We start from the raw sequence: 15,901 nt of genomic DNA, 5'->3' as shown, positions 1-15,901 counted from the left end.
AGAAAAAGTGCCATAGGCACGAGGCTTATCTCGCCCTTGGCGGGATAGGCTCAGCGCCTGCCTTGACTAGCCAATCGGCCAGCCTGACAAAAGCCGCGTCCTTCGCATCGCCGCTGCGGATGCTGAGGCTGTATCCGGCGGGTCTTTGGATGAAGCCAAAGGGCGCCACCAGCAGGCCGCGATCGATATCGTCACCGATGGCCGTGCGTGGGACGATGGCGACGCCGACGCCGGAGCGGGCGGCGCCGATCGCCAGAAGCAGATCCTCGAATTCGCGAGTACGGGCGAAGCGGATGGGCGCGTGGCCGCTCTCGGCAAACCAATCATCCCATAGGCGGGGGGCGGAACGGCTGGTGAGGGCGACGGCGGTCGCAAGGGCCTCCACCCCTGCGGCAAGGCCGAGACGGGCGGCGAGGTCCGGCGTCGCCACCGGGCCGAATTCGTCTTCCATGAAACGGATAGCAGTGATGTCAGGCGTTGGCCGATATTCTCCGCCCATGATCACGGCGTCGAGATCGGGATGGCGCTCCAGTGGCTCAACCACCGCCATCGGGATGATATCGACATCGACGTCGGGAAGCGCTGCTTGCAAATCCGCAACACGCGGCATCAGCCACCAGACGGCGAAGGCGGAAGGGACGCCGAGGCGCAGTGTCCGGCGCTCACCGGCCACAAGCTCGGCCGAAGCTCGCGCCAAGATGCCGAAAGCGATTCCGACTGAGTCGGCGAAGGCCCTGCCCTTCTTCGTCAGGACGAGGCGGCGGCCATCGCGTTGGAACAAAATTATACCGAAAAATGTTTCAAGCACGGCAAGTTGCTGGCGTACGGCGCCACGCGCGACGCCCAGTTCGTCAGCCGCTTTTAAAATGCTACCACGACGGGCAACGGCATCAAAGGCGCGCAGTGCGTTCATCGGCGGAAGGCGTAGCAGCGGAGAACGTTCGGACATAACGGAGATTTAGCTTATTTTCCGGTAAGATAGGAAGAAGGTATAGGGTGACTGCGCTATCTGCGGCATATTGAAAGCATTCGATGTCGCTATCAGCATAGTCGCTGGCGAATATCAGAGACCGCTTCCTCACATTTTTATCTATTGAGCACTGAACGAAAGTGTGTGGAAATACCATATAAAGTCATATGGAATGCACAATTTTTCCATGTAATGCTAATATGAGACTGATTCTAAACTCGAACTTTTAAAGGTGACCCGACCCTTGGCCATTCTCGCCCGTATCGCAAATGATGTGCAGCTCATGTTTCGGCGCCCGCCGCGACAGCAATATGCAGCGCTCTGCTATCGAGTGAGAAAGAAGACGGATGAGTTGGAAGTGCTGCTGCTGACCAGCCGCGATACCGGCCGCTGGGTCATTCCCAAGGGCTGGCCGATGCCGGGCAAGCTGTCGCATGAAGTGGCCGCCCGGGAAGCCTTCGAAGAGGCCGGCGTACGCGGCACCGTGGAAACCGATCCGCTTGGCGCCTTCAGCTACGACAAGGTGCTGAAGGACGGCATCCAGGTGCCTTGCCGGGTTCAGGTCTATGCGCTCGACGTCAGCGATCTCGCCAAGAATTTCAAGGAAAAGGGCGAGCGCACGATCGAGTGGGTTTCCTGCAATGAAGCGGTCAAACGCGTCCGTGAGCCGGAGTTGCGCGACATCATCCTCGCCTTCGAGCTGCGGATGACGACAAGACTTGTGACAGCAGCGGCCAAATAGGCCGTAACATACTCCCATCACACTATACTGAAATAATTACCAGACATTGCGCGGCCTGCCGGGCAGCGTAAAATTATATATTTCGACTCAGAGAATGGCATGCCCGACCGACCGGCGAAACTGACAAAAAGGACGCTAGACAAGGATCTCGACAAACTCACCTATGTCGAGGATGCGGCCTATCATGTCACGAAACGGCTGGTCGCTCCCGGTATCGGCCTGGTCTTCCTTGGCCTTGCAATGATCTTCGCCGGCATCAACGTGCTGAACCAGACGGGCGCGACGCTGGCAATCGCCGCCGTGGCACTCGCCGGCTACATGGCCATGAATATCGGCGCCAAGGACGTCGCCAACAATGTCGGCGCGGCGGTGGGGGCGCGTGCCATCACCATGACGCAGGCCCTGGTCATGGCGGCGATCTTCGAAATTCTCGGCGCCGTCATCGCGGGCGGACCGGTCATCAAGACCATCTCCTCGCATATCATCGATACCGACCGCATCATCACCAGCGGCAAGCTCGCCTGGCTGATGATGGCGGCACTGCTGGCCGCCGCGCTCTGGATCAACTTCGCGACTTGGCTGAAAGCACCGGTTTCGACCACGCACACGATCGTCGGCGCCGTCGTCGGCGCAGGGGCTGCTGCCGTCGGGCCGGAGATGGTCAATTGGCGCGTATTGGGAGCCATCTCCGCCGGCTGGGTCGTCACCCCTTTCCTCGGCGGCACGATCGCCGCCGGCATTCTGTTTTTCATCAAGACCTTCATCATCTATCGCAACGACAAGATCGCGGCCGCCAAATACTGGATTCCCATTCTGATCGGCCTGATGGCCGGCGCCTTTACCGCTTATCTGGTTCTGCAACTCGCGCCCAAAGACACCGTCGCGGGCTTCTCGACCATCGCGATCGGCGTCGTAGTCGGTTTGGCGATCTGGTTTGCTGCCAGGCCGCTGGTGGCGGCGCAGTCTGTCGGTTGCGAAAACAAGAATAGCTCGCTGCGTAAGCTGTTCCGCCTGCCGCTGATCTGTTCGGCGGCGCTGATGTCCTTTGCGCATGGCGCCAACGACGTCGCCAACGCCATCGGCCCGCTGGCGGCGATCATACGCAGCGTCAGCCTGGGAAGCAGTCTCAGTGTCGTTGGCGGTGCAGCGGGATATACCGCGCCCTATTGGGTCGTACTGATCGGCGGCTGCGGCATTTCCGTCGGGGTGCTGCTTTACGGTCCGCGCCTCATCCGCCTCGTCGGCGAGCAGATCACCAAGCTCAATCCGATGCGGGCCTATTGCGTGGCGCTCTCGGCGGCTCTCACCGTCATCGTCGCCTCCTGGTTCGGCCTTCCCGTCAGCTCCACCCATATCGCCATCGGCGCGGTCTTCGGCGTCGGCTTCTTCCGCGAATGGTACACCAGCCACTCGAAGCGCCGCCTCGCCTATATGCGGATGAAAGCCGAGGCTTCAGGCATAACATGGGCCGAGATGGTGGAAGCCGACGAGCACAATCCGGACGAAATCCATCGCCGACGCCTCGTACGCCGCTCGCATTTCATGACCATCATCGCCGCCTGGGCCATCACCGTGCCGGTCTCGGCCATGCTTGCAGCCGCGGTATATTGGGCTATGGTCGCGCTCTTCATTTAAGGGATTACCCATGCGCGCCAATTTCCGCATGCAGCGGCTGTTCGTGGTTTCGGATATCAAAGCGAATATCGGCATCGAGGCCGATCGCGATCAATTCAACTATCTCGCCAATGTGCTGCGCATGGAGGACGGCGCCGAGCTGTTGATCTTCAACGGCCGTGACGGCGAATGGAAAGCCAGCGTCTCCTTTCCCTCCCGCAAGCGCATCCTGCTGACGCCTAACGAGGAGACGCGGCCGCAGCCCGCCCCTTCCGATCTGCACTATCTCTTCGCGCCGCTGAAGGTCGGACGGCTCGACTATCTCGTGCAGAAGGCGGTGGAGATGGGCGCCGGCCTACTGCAGCCGGTGATGACGCAGCACGTGCAGGGCAAGATCACCAATCTCGACAAGCTCAAGGCCAATGTCATCGAGGCGGCCGAGCAATGCGGCATTCTCGGCGTCCCCGACGTGGCGGAGCCCGTAAGGCTTGCCGATCTCCTGGCACGCTGGCCGAAGGAGCGCCGCATCATCTATTGCGACGAAGGCGATGCCGGCCAGAACCCTCTGCCGCTCCTGGCAAAGGTCAAAGAGAAACATCTGGCGCTGCTGGTCGGTCCGGAGGGCGGGTTTTCGGAAGAGGAACGCGCTCTGCTGCACAGCCTCGATTTCGTCACCGCCATTCCCTTGGGGCCACGGATATTGCGCGCCGATACGGCAGCGGTGGCGGCCATGGCCGTCATTCAAGCGGCGATTGGCGACTGGAACTAGCTCGCTCGCCTGTATGACTGTGAACGTGCGCCGTCTGTTTTTCAACCCGCTAGCGCGAGCGCGGTCGTGATGACCAGCATAGCCGCCAGGGCAACGTTTACGATGCGCGAAATGGTTGGGTTCTGGAGGAAGCGGGACAGCGAGGTCCCGACCAGAAGCCAGCATAGGTGAATGACGACAATCATCCCGCTGAGCAGCGTTATCTTGATGACCGCATCCAGCGTGCGCTGATCCTTGAAAAGGCTGACCCCCGCGAAGACGGCAGCGATCGCCAGATAGGCCTTGGGATTGGTGACCGCCAATAGGAAACCGCCGGTAAAGGCGGGCGTCGCGACTTGATCACCGCGGCCAGCGAGCGGCGGAGCCGTGGCGATCCTCAAGGCCAGGTAGGCGATATAGGCTGTAGAGACGGCGGTAAGCGCCGACGCGCCGTACGGCACTGACAACAGGATTGCGACGACGCCGACCGCAACAGCCAGCAGCACGACAACCGTACCGGCGATGAGCCCGCAGACGTAGCCGATCGACCTACGGAAACCATAGGCGGCGCCAACCGCCGTGGCGCTGATGGTGGATGGACCGGGGCTGCCCATGATGACCAGAGATGCCAGAAGCAGCGTCAGGATCGGATAAAATACGGTCTGCTCGAACATCGATATGCCCTTCCGTCATCAGTGGAACGGCAAGACTATTTCGAACGCCGGTTGGGCGTCTTGAACGCTTGTGCAAGCGTGCAGGCATCAGCCGCCACTACAGCGTCGCTTCCAGGTCCCAAATCCTATTTTTTTGAACTGCTCTTGAAAGAAATTCACTTGCACCGTACCTCATTCCGCGTCAATCACGCTTCCTATTGGCTTGCGGCTTGCGCGGGCCTCCTTCCGAGATCAAGGTAATACCATGGCGCGCGATACCACCGACCAGACTCCGCTCTCTTCGGTCTCGGACATGACGGCCTATTTGGCGGCCGGCAGCAAGCCGAACGAGCAATTCCGCATCGGCACGGAACACGAAAAATTCGTGTTCTTCCGGGCCGACAACCGCCCTGTGCCTTATTTCGGCGATGCCAGCATTTCCGCGCTCTTGAAGGGCCTGCAGGAAAAGTCCCACTGGGAGCCGATCATGGATGGCGACAACATTATCGGGCTGGGCGAGCCGACCGGTATGGGCGCGATCTCGATCGAACCCGGCGGCCAGTTCGAACTGTCGGGCGCGCCGCTCGAAACCATTCATCAGACCTGCAAGGAATCGAACCAGCATCTGGCGACATTGCGCGAAATCGCCGAGCCGATGGGCATCCGCTTCCTCGGCATCGGCGGCAGCCCGAAATGGACGCTGGCCGAGACGCCGCGCATGCCGAAATCGCGTTACGACATCATGAGCCGCTATATGCCAAAGGTTGGCACAAAGGGCCTCGACATGATGTACCGCACCTGCACCATCCAGGTGAACCTCGACTTCTCTTCGGAAGACGACATGCGCCGCAAGATGCGCGTGTCGATGAAGCTGCAATCGCTGGCGACCGCGTTGTTTGCCTCCTCGCCCTTTACCGAAGGCAAGCCGAACGGCCTCTCCTCCTGGCGCGGCGACATCTGGCGCGATACCGACAACCGCCGCAGCGGCCTGCTCGACTTCACCTTCCGCGACGATTTCGGCTTTGAAGACTATGTGAAGTGGGCACTCGACGTTCCCATGTATTTCGTCGTCCGCGACGGCCGTTATCACGACTGCACTCACGTCACTTTCCGCCAGTTCATGAATGGCGCGCTGAAGGGCGAGATCGCCGCCTGGGAGCCGACGATGGGCGACTGGACGAACCATCTCTCCACCCTCTTCCCCGATGTGCGCCTCAAGCGCTTCCTGGAGATGCGCGGTGCGGACGGCGGCCCCTGGCGCCGCATCTGTGCACTGCCGGCCTTCTGGGTCGGCCTGCTCTATGACGACGCTGCACTTGCCGCGGCCGACGAGTTGACCAAGGATTGGACCTTCGATGAGGTCAACGCACTGCGCGATATCGTGCCGGTGCAGGGCCTGAAGGCGGACATCAAGGGCCATAAGCTGCTCGACGTGGCGCGCGAGGTTGTCGGCATTTCCCGCGATGGCCTGAAGAACCGCGCCCGTGTGAATGGCGACGGCCAGGACGAAAGCGTCTTCCTGGCGCCGCTCGACGAAGTGCTCGCCAAGAAGGGAACGCTCGCCGACGATCTGCTGATGCTCTATCACGGCCGCTGGAATGGATCGGTCGAGCCGGTCTTCGAGGAATATCAATACTGACAGCCGGCTTCGGCCTGGATTGTTGCGGCGCACACTGTCAGAAACCGGTATGCGCCGTTTTTTTTCCCGCTATACTACCAGAATTGCACGCTTTCTGATTCCAAAGCGGCATGATTGCGGGGAAAGGAACTTCGATGCTGCCACTCTTCGACATGATGATGCAGGCACAGAACGGTGCTGCCACGGAGGCGATGGCCAAGCAGTTCAACCTCGCGCAGGAACAGGCGACGAAAGCCATGGCGGCGCTGATGCCCGCCTTTTCCTCGGGGTTCAAGCGCAGCGCGACGAACCCCTATAATTTTATGGGCGTGATGCAGGACATCACCTCCGGCAACTATGCCAAATATTTCGAGGATATGAGCAAGGCCTTCACGCCCGAGGGCATTGCCGACGGCAATACCGTACTGGCCCGTCTGTTCGGCTCCAAGGACATGTCTCGCGCCATTGCCGCGCAAGCAGCGCAGATGACCGGCATCGGCCAGGAAATCTACCAGCGCATGCTGCCCGTCATGGCCGATACGCTGATGGGCGGCCTGTTCAAGGAAACCAGCGGCCAGATGCCTCAGATGGCCAATCCTTTCCTCAACACCGCAATGGGCGAGATGATGCAGAATTGGCTGCAGACCATCGGCTTTGCGCCGAAACAGCAGCCGACGCCGCAGGCGAGCATCTTCGATAACCCGTTCACCCAGGCGATGGAACTGATGTTCGGCACGCAGCCGGTCGAGCGCGAAAAGCCCGCTGCTGCCAATCCTTTCCTCGACAATCCCTTCGCCAAGGCGTTCCAGGATATGATGCGCAACTTCCCCATGCCCGCCGAGCCGCCGAAGGAAGCACCGAAAGCCAAACCCGCCGCTGCGCCTGGTGTCGATATGGCCGCCTATACCGAGATGTTCAACGCCATGTTCGACAGCGGCCTGGAAGTGCAGAAGAGCTATCAGAAGAACATGGAATCGATCTTCGATAGTTATATGCCGACGGGCGATAAGCCCGCTCCGAAAAAGGGCTGACCGGGACATATTTCCCGAGCCGCGAGCCGGTCCGCGCGATTTTGCCAACAAGTCGACTGTTCGTGATTCCGCACAACCCGTGCGGATTACACCCCGTTTTCATACACTCCGACGGCCTCTATCTCTATTTCATCTTCAAAGGAGATAGTCATGTCCAACATCGATCAATCCAGCAGCTTTACCCTCGGCGATCGCCGCGTCAAACGGCTCGGCTACGGCGCCATGCAGCTCGCAGGTCCCGGTGTGTTCGGCCCGCCAAGGGATCATGATACAGCCATCGCGGTGCTGCGGGCAGCGGTTGCGGCCGGCGTCGACCATATCGACACCAGCGATTTCTATGGTCCACATGTCACCAACCGGCTGATCCGCGAGGCGCTCCATCCTTACAGCGACGATCTCGTCATCGTCACCAAGATCGGCGCCCGCCGCGGCACTGACGCGTCATGGCTTCCGGCCTTCTCCCGCGAAGAGCTGATCCAGGCCGTGCACGACAATCTCCGCAATCTTGGTCTGGACGTGCTCGACGTCGTCAACCTTCGCATCATGCTCAATCCACATCATCCCACCGAAGGGTCGATCGAAGCGCCTTTGACGATCCTGGCTGACCTGCAGCGGCAGGGCCTGATCCGTCATATCGGGCTGAGCAACGTCACGGCCAAACAGGTGGCGGAAGGCCGGAGGATCGCCAAGATCGTCTGCGTGCAAAACCAATATAATCTGGCGCATCGGGCCGACGACGCCCTGATAGATGAGCTTGCCCGCGACGGGATCGCCTATGTGCCGTTCTTTCCGCTTGGCGGGTTCACCCCGTTGCAATCCTCCACCCTCTCGGATGTCGCCGCCCGCCTCGGTGCCACGCCCATGCAGGTGGCGCTCGCCTGGCTCCTACATCGTGCCCCGAACATCCTGCTGATCCCCGGCACCTCCTCTATCGAGCACCTGCAGCAGAACCTTGCCGCCGCCGGGCTCGGGCTGCCCGATCACGAGATCGCGGAGCTCGACCGGATCGCAGACGCCAGCGCCGACTGAACTGATATGCCCGCTCTTGGAAGGGAACTTTAGAGAGCGTCGAGAAAGCGGATGACGCGGCTCCATGTGAGATCGGTCGCCTTGGCATCGTAATCGGGCAGGCTGGCGTCGGTATAGAGGTGTCCGGCGCCTGGATAGGTAAAGACATCGGCTGCGATCTTCGACCGTACGGCTGCCGATCGCCATGCGGCGACATCTTCCGCAGGCTCGAAACGATCCGGATCGGCAAGATGGACCTGCACGGGCAAGCCCTCACGAGGGTTTTCCGGGATTTGGGCAATGCTGTGAAGGAAGAGCACGCCGGCGGTCTGGGGCCGCTTCGGCCAAAGACTTGCCGCAACCGCCGCGCCCATGGAAAATCCACCCAGGACCGTTGATGGCGGCAGGCCGGCCATCGCCCATTCCGCCCGCTCGCAGATGGTCGGCCAACCGATCTCATCCTTCAGTTCGAAGCCTTCGTCGATCGAGCTTGCAACCCAACCATCATAAAGATCGGGCGCGAACGCCTTGTGACCCGCCGCCTGCAAGCGCTCGACAGCGTCCAGTTCGAGAGGACTCAACCCATAAACGGAATGGAAGAGGATCACCGTCGCCATTGTCACAGACCTCGCATCTCAGCCAGGTGCTAACATAAGGCATTTGAAAGACATGGCAATTTCCCGGCCGTCCTTCGTCTCCCAAAAAGAAAAAACCCGGTGTCGGTTGGGAACCGAACACCGGGTAAGAGGCAGGGCTTATTGGCTATCACCCTGCGGGGAAACGTTTAGTCGGCCTCAAAGACGGAAGCTGGTAAGGCCGAAGGAGCGCGTACGGCGACGCGCAGAGTTGGTCAGATGGCTGGACGGGTCCTCGAAGAAGGTCGAAGTATTGAGCGCCGCCGTGACGTCGAGGCGGGTCAAGCCGATGTCCTTCAATTGGCTGTCATTCAGCTCATGCAGATAATTGATCTCGCGGCGGTTGCGGAGTGCTCGCCAGACGGATGCCATCTTATCGAAAGCAAGCGTCAGACGTGCCGTCAAGGGCAACGACGGCCTTGCGTGGCCGAGATGTAGTGTCCGATCTGTCGTGCGCATTTCAATGGTCCTTTCTTTCAGGCACACGCTGGCCAAGCCCCTTCCCGGAAGTCCGGAGAAGGAGCGTGGTTTGGGAGGAATTCGGCAGGAGTTCTGTCGATTGGTATGCTGATTTGCATTAGGAAGATGCCAAAGCCCTATTGATCAGTCCAACGAATGTTTCTAATGATAATTATCAAACTCCTTTATAGGTGAGATCATGGCCGCGCCGCTTGATATCGATCAGTTGCAGACCTTCATCGCCATCGTGGATTCGGGCAGCTTCACCAAGGCCGCCGACCGGGTCTTCAAGACGCAGTCGGCGGTCTCCATGCAGATGCGCCGGCTGGAGGAACGCGTCGGCAAACAGCTTTTCATCAAGGACGGCCGTGGCAACCGGCTGACGGCGGAAGGCGAAAAGCTGCTCAACTATGCGCGCCGCATCATCCGCCTGAACAATGAGGCGATTGCCGCCTTCGACGACAACAGGCTGGAAGGCACGCTGCGCATCGGCACGCCAGACGATTATGCCGATCGCTACATGCCAGAAATCATCGGCCGCTTCGCCAAGACGCATCCGAACGTCGAGCTCTATATCGTCTGCGAACCCTCGGTCGATCTCGCCGAACGCATGCATCGCGGCGAGCTCGATATCGCGCTGGTCACCCACAATCCGCGCGAAAGAATGTCCGATGTCGTGCGCACCGAGCCGCTCTGCTGGGTCGGTTCGGCCAATCATCCACTGCGCGACGATGCGCCGATTCCGCTCGCCGTCGGGCGGCGCGACTGTCAGTGGCGGCAGCTTGCCTGCGCAGCACTCGACGCCGGCGGCCGCGACTACCAGATCCTGTTCACCAGTTGGTCCTGCACGGTGGTTGCCGCTGCGGTGCTTGCCGGCATGGCGGTATCGGTCATGCCGGAATCGGCGCTCCGCACCGGCATGAAGGTGCTGAGCCAGGCGGATGGCTTCCCGCCACTGCCGCCAGTGCAGATCGGCATCATGAAGCGGCCGGGCCTCTCGGTATCGCTGATGAACGCTATCACCGCCCACATCTCCGCGTGCCTCGACAACATCACGCCGGCTGTGGTCGACGACGATCTCGACGGCGATGTAAAGACCTTCGCGCGCTACCATCCGCGCCTGCGCGCGGGGCATATCCTGCCGGGTTGGTGATTTCAGAAGTCGGGCGCGAACCCTGCGCTCGGCTTAGCCCATGGAACGGATGTCTCGCGCGACGTCGCTCATATCGTTGTTGAGCTGGTGATCCCTGTGGTCGAACACGCGGATCACAGCGTGCGGAATTGCTTTCGCATAGAGCTGAACATGGGCAGTCGGCACCACGTCGTCATCAGCGCCATGATAGAAATAGATGGGAACGCTGGGCGGAAGGCGTTCTGAAAAGTCCTTGCGACCACCGATGTCATCGCTCGGCCAGCCACCTTCACCGATGAAGGGTGCAGCGATGATAAACAGCCCTCCGAGCCCGGCTTTCGGTGGATGTTCGGCAAGCACATGGAGCAAAATAGTCCCGCCGATCGAGTGGCCGACGAGGAGCACCCCGTCCTCCAGCGAACCGAACTCCCTTATCAGCGCAGCCCTCCAAGCCGAATAGTGGGGATCGTCCTCGCCGGGCATTTGGGGATAGCGGACGGCATAGGTTTCGCCGAGTTCGCGCTCAAGGCACGCCACAAGCTTGCTGTCCCAGCGGGCGTGAGCGCCTTCGCCGGCTCCTTGAACGAAGAGGACCTGCTTAGCCATGGAGGCATTTTATTCTATGGATAGAGACCGGTGCAAGACCAGCGCTGTTCTAGGCGCACCTAGTGCCTGTTGCCGATTGCCACGCTGCTCGGCTCGGCAAACAGCGTCGTGCGGATCACCTGTTTCCATTCATTGAGCATGCGGATGGCAAGGCTCCTCTCGCTCATGATCGCGAGGCGGACGGAGGCGCCGATGAGGTGGCTGAAGAATTGGGCGCGAGCCTGCAGGTCTATTTGACTGTCGGCGGGAATGTGGGCTTCGATGCCCTGCAAGAAGATTTCGGCGACGCGATTGCTGTGCTGAATGTTCAGCTTCATAAGATCCTGATCCATCTCCGTCCCCAGCCACACGCCCATATAGGTCGGATCGCCGCGGAATTCGCGATAGTACCAGTCGACCATGCCGCAGACGAGATCGATGGCATGATCGAGGGATTTGACGGCGACGAAGACTTCCGCCGTCTTTTCCTGGACGAGAACGGCGTGGCGGTCGAACAGCGCAGTGACGATCGCAGCTTTCTCAGGAAAATATTGGTACACGGAACCAATCGGCACGCCCGCCACCGCGGCGAGTTCCGTCATCTTCATGGCGCTGACGCCTTTTTCGGCGATTAGTCGCGCGGCAGCCGATAAGATGACATCGACACGGTGGATGCTGCGTTCCTGCTGGGGCTCCTTGCGGAATTTGATGCGGTCGGGTTTGTCCGGGCTCATGAATTTCCCATTTTATTGTTCACTCGGAGCGACGCCGGGGCGTAAGGCAGCTTATGTCATAGGCATATTCAATGCGCGTAAAAGGGAAAAGTTCAATTTTAAGTGTTAAGTATTGTTAAGGTCGCAATAGAGCAACAACGGCTGGAGGATACCTTCCGCCGTTGTCACGTCCAGTCCTTGCTACCCGCGCTCTAGGCTAGATACTTTTTCAGGAAATCAACCGTCCGGCCCCAGGCGAGATCGGCGGCCTTCTTGTCGTAGCGGGCAGCCGAGGTGTCATTGTTGAACGCGTGGTTGGCGCCGTCATAGACGAAGATTTCGAAGGTCTTGCCGCCGGCCTGCAGCTCTTTCCGATAGGCGTCGATGCCGGCATTGGTGCGATCGTCGAGGCCGGCATAATGCAGCATCAGGGCGGCTTTGATGTCGGGCACATCGGCCGCGGCGGGCTGCATGCCGTAATAGGCAACGCCGGCCTTCAGCTCCGGTGATTTGGTGGCGAAACGGTTGATGACACCGCCGCCCCAGCAGAAGCCGACCGCGCCGACCTTGCCGCTGGAGCCGTCGAGCTTGGCGAGATAGGTTAGGCTTGCTTCGGCATTGGCAACCGTTTGCGCGGCGTCGAGTTTGGTGAACATCTCGCGCGCCTTGTCCTCATTTTCCGGCGTTCCGCCGAGCGGCGACAGGAAGTCCGGCGCCAGGGCGATGAAACCTTCCAACGCCATGCGGCGGGCGACATCGCGGATATGCGGGTTGAGGCCACGATTTTCATGAATGACGATCACGCCGCCGAGCTTTTCGCCCTCGCCCTTAGGTCGGGCGAGATAGCCCTTCATTTCACCGCCGTTGCCAGCATAGGTGACGTCTTTCGTCTCCAGACGGCTATCATCGGCGGCAATGATCTCGGCGCTTGCCTTGTTGGCCGCAAGCAACGGCGCGATCACGGCTGCGGCCCCCGCCGAGCCTGCGAGCTTCGTCAGCTTTTCCATGAAACCACGGCGATCGAGCGTCAGATGCGTGTATTCGTCATAGGCATTGATCATCGCCTGCGTCACGATGGGCTTATCTATGCTCATGGTGTGTTCCTCCTTATCTTTCCCCGGCAGCCAGCGTCCCAAGGCTCGGCTTCCGAGGACAAGATAGGTCAGCGGAGCGAGGTACGAGGGTCAAGGAAGAACACAAATACGTTATCGCAGGTTGCTTTCCGCGACAATGCAAGTCCGATCAGGAGAACACCATCCAGACGGCAAGCCAGGCCCACATGCCGGCAAGGGCAATATAGCCGAGCGCGAAGAGCGGGCTGCGGTAGCGCAGATCGTTGCTGGTGACATGGACATAGGCATGAGCATAGCGCGAGGCGACGAAGATCCAGGCCAGGATGACCGCAGGCAGATTATCGGCTTGGGCGACGAACAGCGCGATCGAGCAGGCATGGAAAAGGACGGGGAGTTCGAACTGATTGGCGATGCTGTTGCGCACAACCAGGCTTTCGGCCGGCTCATCGGCGGCATGGTTCTCGCGAAACTGCGAGCGTTTGATCTTGCCCGCTTTCACCGCACTTTGGCGGCGCAGGCCTAGCAGCGCATAGAGAATATAGACAAGCACCGCATGGGCCACCATGGGCCAGAACATTTCATAGCCGGTCACGCCGCCAACTCCTTAGAGCAATTCCCGGAAAAGGGCGAAGCGGCTTTCCGTCCGGAATTGCGTAAAAACAAAGGGATAGAGCGGGAAAGCGATTCCGTGAAACGCTGAAACCGCTCTAGGGATTGCTGAACGGCAGAACGCCCGCTCAGGACGGCTTGGAACCGTCCGCAGACAGGTAGCGAAGAATCGCGAAACGGGCCAGTAGAATGATAGTGATGACCAGCGAGAGGAACTTTAGCCGCACGACGATCGGCAGCAGGCCGGCGAGCAACGTCACTGTGGCATCCGATGGCGCGGCCGGCGGATAGAGCAACAGGCCGGCGATATTTTCGGCATAGTCCATGACGCCGTAGAAGACCGGCAGGCAAAAGATCAGGGCAATCACCGCAGGCGAGATCGGCCGCTTGAAGAAAGTGCCGCCGGGGCCAACCAGCCGCAACAGGCAAAAGAGCAGACCGGCCAGCACCAGCGGAAAGATGAGTTCCGGCCCGAGATACATGGAATGCAGGATAGCGGCCGGATCGGGATGATCCTTGAGGTAGCGCTGCATGGCGATGACATCATCGCGCTCATAGCCGCCGATGCGCGCATCGAGCATCTGCTCGCCGGCCGCGGCATCCCTGAAGGCTCTCACGAAGCCGGCATAGATCCAGGCAAAAAGCGCCAGGGAAAGAGCCGCAAGGATCGCCGTCAGGCCCTGCAAGGACCTGACGTCACCCTGAGCGTGATCGGCCATCGATCAGCCGCCAGCGCCCGGATAGTTCGGGCTTTCGCGCGTGATCGTGACGTCGTGGGCATGGCTTTCGCGCAGGCCCGCGCCGGAGATGCGTACGAAGGTGGCGCGCTCCTGGAACTCCTTGAGATCGGCGCCGCCGACATAGCCCATGGCAGCCTTGAGGCCGCCCGCGAGCTGATGCAGCACGCCCGAGACAGAGCCCTTGTAGGGCACTTGGCCTTCGATGCCTTCCGGCACCAGCTTCAGGGTGTCGCGCACCTCGGCCTGGAAGTAGCGATCGGCCGAGCCGCGCGCCATGGCGCCGACGGAGCCCATGCCGCGATAGGCCTTGAAGGAGCGGCCCTGGTAGAGATAGACCTCGCCCGGGCTTTCATCCGTGCCGGCGAGAAGCGAGCCGACCATGGCGGCCGATGCGCCGGCGGCGATCGCCTTAGCGAGGTCGCCCGAGAACTTGATGCCGCCATCGGCGATGACCGGGATGTTCTGGTCCTGCGCGGCCTGAACTGCCGACATGATGGCGGCAAGTTGCGGCACACCGACGCCGGCGACGATACGGGTCGTGCAGATGGAACCCGGGCCGATGCCAACCTTGACGGCATCCGCACCGGCATCGATCAGCGCCCGCGTGCCGTCATAGGTGGCGACATTGCCGGCCATGACGCGGACGGAATTGGAGAGCTTCTTGACGCGCGTGACAGCGTCGAGAACACGCTGCGAATGGCCATGGGCGGTATCGACAACCAAAAGGTCGACGCCGGCCTCGATCAGGCGCTCGGCGCGCTCATAGCCGTCGTCACCGACGCTGATGGCGGCAGCGGCGCGAAGGCGGCCCTGCGCATCCTTCGAGGCGTGCGGGTTGAGCTGCGACTTCTCGATATCCTTGACCGTGATCAGGCCGACAAGACGGCTATCGCCATCGATGACCAGCAGCTTTTCGATGCGGTGCTTGTGCAGCAGGCGCTTGGCCTCCTGCTGCTGGACGCCGTCCTTGACCGTGACCAGGTTTTCGCGGGTCATCAGCTCGTAGATCTTTTGCGAAGGATCGGAGGCGAAGCGGACGTCGCGGTTGGTGAGGATGCCGACGAGGCGGTGCGACTTTTCGACGACCGGGATGCCGGAAATGCCGTGCGCCTTCATCAGGCTGAGTGCTTCGGCAAGCGTCGCATCGGGGCCGATCGTGACCGGATTGACCACCATGCCGCTTTCGAACTTCTTGACCTGCCGGACCTCTTCCGCCTGTTCGATCGGCGTCAGATTGCGGTGGATAACGCCCATGCCGCCGGCCTGGGCCATGGCGATAGCGAGACGGCTTTCCGTCACCGTGTCCATGGCAGCGGAGAGGATCGGCAGGTTGAGTTCGATGTCCTGGGCGATGCGGGTGGCGATATTCGTCTGGCCCGGCATGACCTCGGAGTGCCCCGGCTGCAGGAGCACGTCGTCGAATGTCAGAGCATCCAACCCGGTTGACGTTTCAATGATGCGTGCCATGGCCAATTCCTTCGTCTGTGAAAAACAGGAAAGCCCGGAACGAATCGTCTACCGGGCGATCTTGCAAGTGTTGCTTGGAAGTTGGCGAGGGCTGGTAACACGTC

The 15,901-nt window shown here is 60.6% G+C and carries 17 protein-coding genes; 7 read left to right on the top strand and 10 right to left on the bottom strand.

Features of this window, described 5'->3' with window-relative positions; genetic code table 11:
* Positions 1-25: 25 nt before the first annotated feature.
* Positions 26-949: a LysR substrate-binding domain-containing protein gene (locus tag GGD50_RS00700; RefSeq protein WP_107107120.1), complete on the bottom strand. Its 924-nt coding sequence runs from the start codon at positions 947-949 to the stop codon at positions 26-28.
* A gap of 265 nt (positions 950-1,214) precedes the next feature.
* On the opposite strand from GGD50_RS00700, the gene GGD50_RS00695 reads away from it, so the two are divergent.
* The 3 genes from GGD50_RS00695 (at position 1,215) to GGD50_RS00685 (ending at position 4,095) form a co-directional block, all read left to right on the top strand.
* A complete protein-coding gene (locus GGD50_RS00695) occupies positions 1,215-1,712 on the top strand; it encodes an NUDIX hydrolase (RefSeq protein WP_181316009.1) in 498 nt (165 codons plus the stop codon).
* A 99-nt stretch (positions 1,713-1,811) separates the two neighbouring features.
* Positions 1,812-3,347, top strand: coding sequence for an inorganic phosphate transporter (locus GGD50_RS00690; protein WP_107107119.1), 1,536 nt, complete (start codon positions 1,812-1,814; stop codon positions 3,345-3,347).
* A 10-nt stretch (positions 3,348-3,357) separates the two neighbouring features.
* On the top strand, positions 3,358-4,095 hold the full coding sequence (locus GGD50_RS00685; protein WP_107107118.1) for a 16S rRNA (uracil(1498)-N(3))-methyltransferase: 738 nt from the start codon (positions 3,358-3,360) through the stop codon (positions 4,093-4,095).
* A 41-nt stretch (positions 4,096-4,136) separates the two neighbouring features.
* Here GGD50_RS00685 and GGD50_RS00680 read toward each other — a convergent pair whose 3' ends face one another.
* Positions 4,137-4,748 (bottom strand): LysE family translocator, encoded by a 612-nt coding sequence (locus tag GGD50_RS00680; protein ID WP_107107117.1) that lies wholly within the window; start codon positions 4,746-4,748, stop codon positions 4,137-4,139.
* A gap of 244 nt (positions 4,749-4,992) precedes the next feature.
* Between GGD50_RS00680 and GGD50_RS00675 the strand changes: the two genes are divergently transcribed.
* The 3 genes from GGD50_RS00675 to GGD50_RS00665 all read left to right on the top strand — a co-directional run bounded on the left by GGD50_RS00675 (position 4,993) and on the right by GGD50_RS00665 (position 8,405).
* The gene (locus tag GGD50_RS00675; protein ID WP_107107116.1) at positions 4,993-6,366 is read left to right on the top strand and encodes a glutamate--cysteine ligase; all 1,374 of its coding nucleotides are present in this window, start codon (positions 4,993-4,995) and stop codon (positions 6,364-6,366) included.
* Positions 6,367-6,500: 134 nt separating this feature from the next.
* Complete coding sequence (locus GGD50_RS00670) at positions 6,501-7,376, top strand: DUF937 domain-containing protein (protein WP_107107115.1); 876 nt, start codon at positions 6,501-6,503, stop codon at positions 7,374-7,376.
* A gap of 150 nt (positions 7,377-7,526) precedes the next feature.
* Positions 7,527-8,405, top strand: coding sequence for an aldo/keto reductase family oxidoreductase (locus GGD50_RS00665; RefSeq protein ID WP_107107114.1), 879 nt, complete (start codon positions 7,527-7,529; stop codon positions 8,403-8,405).
* 29 nt (positions 8,406-8,434) lie between these two features.
* Here the strand turns inward: GGD50_RS00665 and GGD50_RS00660 are convergent, their stop codons facing one another.
* Positions 8,435-9,001, bottom strand: coding sequence for a dienelactone hydrolase family protein (locus GGD50_RS00660; protein ID WP_107107113.1), 567 nt, complete (start codon positions 8,999-9,001; stop codon positions 8,435-8,437).
* A gap of 177 nt (positions 9,002-9,178) precedes the next feature.
* Positions 9,179-9,478 (bottom strand): DUF1127 domain-containing protein, encoded by a 300-nt coding sequence (locus tag GGD50_RS00655; protein WP_107107112.1) that lies wholly within the window; start codon positions 9,476-9,478, stop codon positions 9,179-9,181.
* Positions 9,479-9,677: 199 nt separating this feature from the next.
* On the opposite strand from GGD50_RS00655, the gene GGD50_RS00650 reads away from it, so the two are divergent.
* Positions 9,678-10,631, top strand: coding sequence for a LysR substrate-binding domain-containing protein (locus GGD50_RS00650; RefSeq protein ID WP_107107111.1), 954 nt, complete (start codon positions 9,678-9,680; stop codon positions 10,629-10,631).
* Between the two features lie 33 nt (positions 10,632-10,664).
* Here GGD50_RS00650 and GGD50_RS00645 read toward each other — a convergent pair whose 3' ends face one another.
* The 6 genes from GGD50_RS00645 to guaB form a co-directional block, all read right to left on the bottom strand.
* On the bottom strand, positions 10,665-11,216 hold the full coding sequence (locus GGD50_RS00645) for an alpha/beta fold hydrolase (RefSeq protein WP_107107110.1): 552 nt from the start codon (positions 11,214-11,216) through the stop codon (positions 10,665-10,667).
* Between the two features lie 59 nt (positions 11,217-11,275).
* Entirely contained in the window at positions 11,276-11,929 is a 654-nt protein-coding gene (locus tag GGD50_RS00640) for a TetR/AcrR family transcriptional regulator (protein ID WP_107107109.1), read from the bottom strand.
* A gap of 191 nt (positions 11,930-12,120) precedes the next feature.
* Positions 12,121-13,002, bottom strand: coding sequence for a dienelactone hydrolase family protein (locus tag GGD50_RS00635; RefSeq protein WP_181316007.1), 882 nt, complete (start codon positions 13,000-13,002; stop codon positions 12,121-12,123).
* Positions 13,003-13,150: 148 nt separating this feature from the next.
* Positions 13,151-13,573, bottom strand: a complete 423-nt coding sequence (locus GGD50_RS00630) for an MAPEG family protein (RefSeq protein WP_107107108.1) — start codon at positions 13,571-13,573, stop codon at positions 13,151-13,153.
* A 145-nt stretch (positions 13,574-13,718) separates the two neighbouring features.
* A complete protein-coding gene (locus tag GGD50_RS00625) occupies positions 13,719-14,309 on the bottom strand; it encodes a hypothetical protein (protein WP_107107107.1) in 591 nt (196 codons plus the stop codon).
* 3 nt (positions 14,310-14,312) lie between these two features.
* The gene (guaB, locus tag GGD50_RS00620; protein ID WP_107107106.1) at positions 14,313-15,797 is read right to left on the bottom strand and encodes an IMP dehydrogenase; all 1,485 of its coding nucleotides are present in this window, start codon (positions 15,795-15,797) and stop codon (positions 14,313-14,315) included.
* Positions 15,798-15,901 lie beyond the last annotated feature (104 nt).

This window comes from Martinezella paranaensis (assembly GCF_014200235.1).
Taxonomy (GTDB): domain Bacteria; phylum Pseudomonadota; class Alphaproteobacteria; order Rhizobiales; family Rhizobiaceae; genus Rhizobium; species Rhizobium paranaense.
The sequence above is the reverse complement of the archived record's forward strand: the minus strand, read 5'-3'. Positions and strand labels throughout refer to the sequence as shown.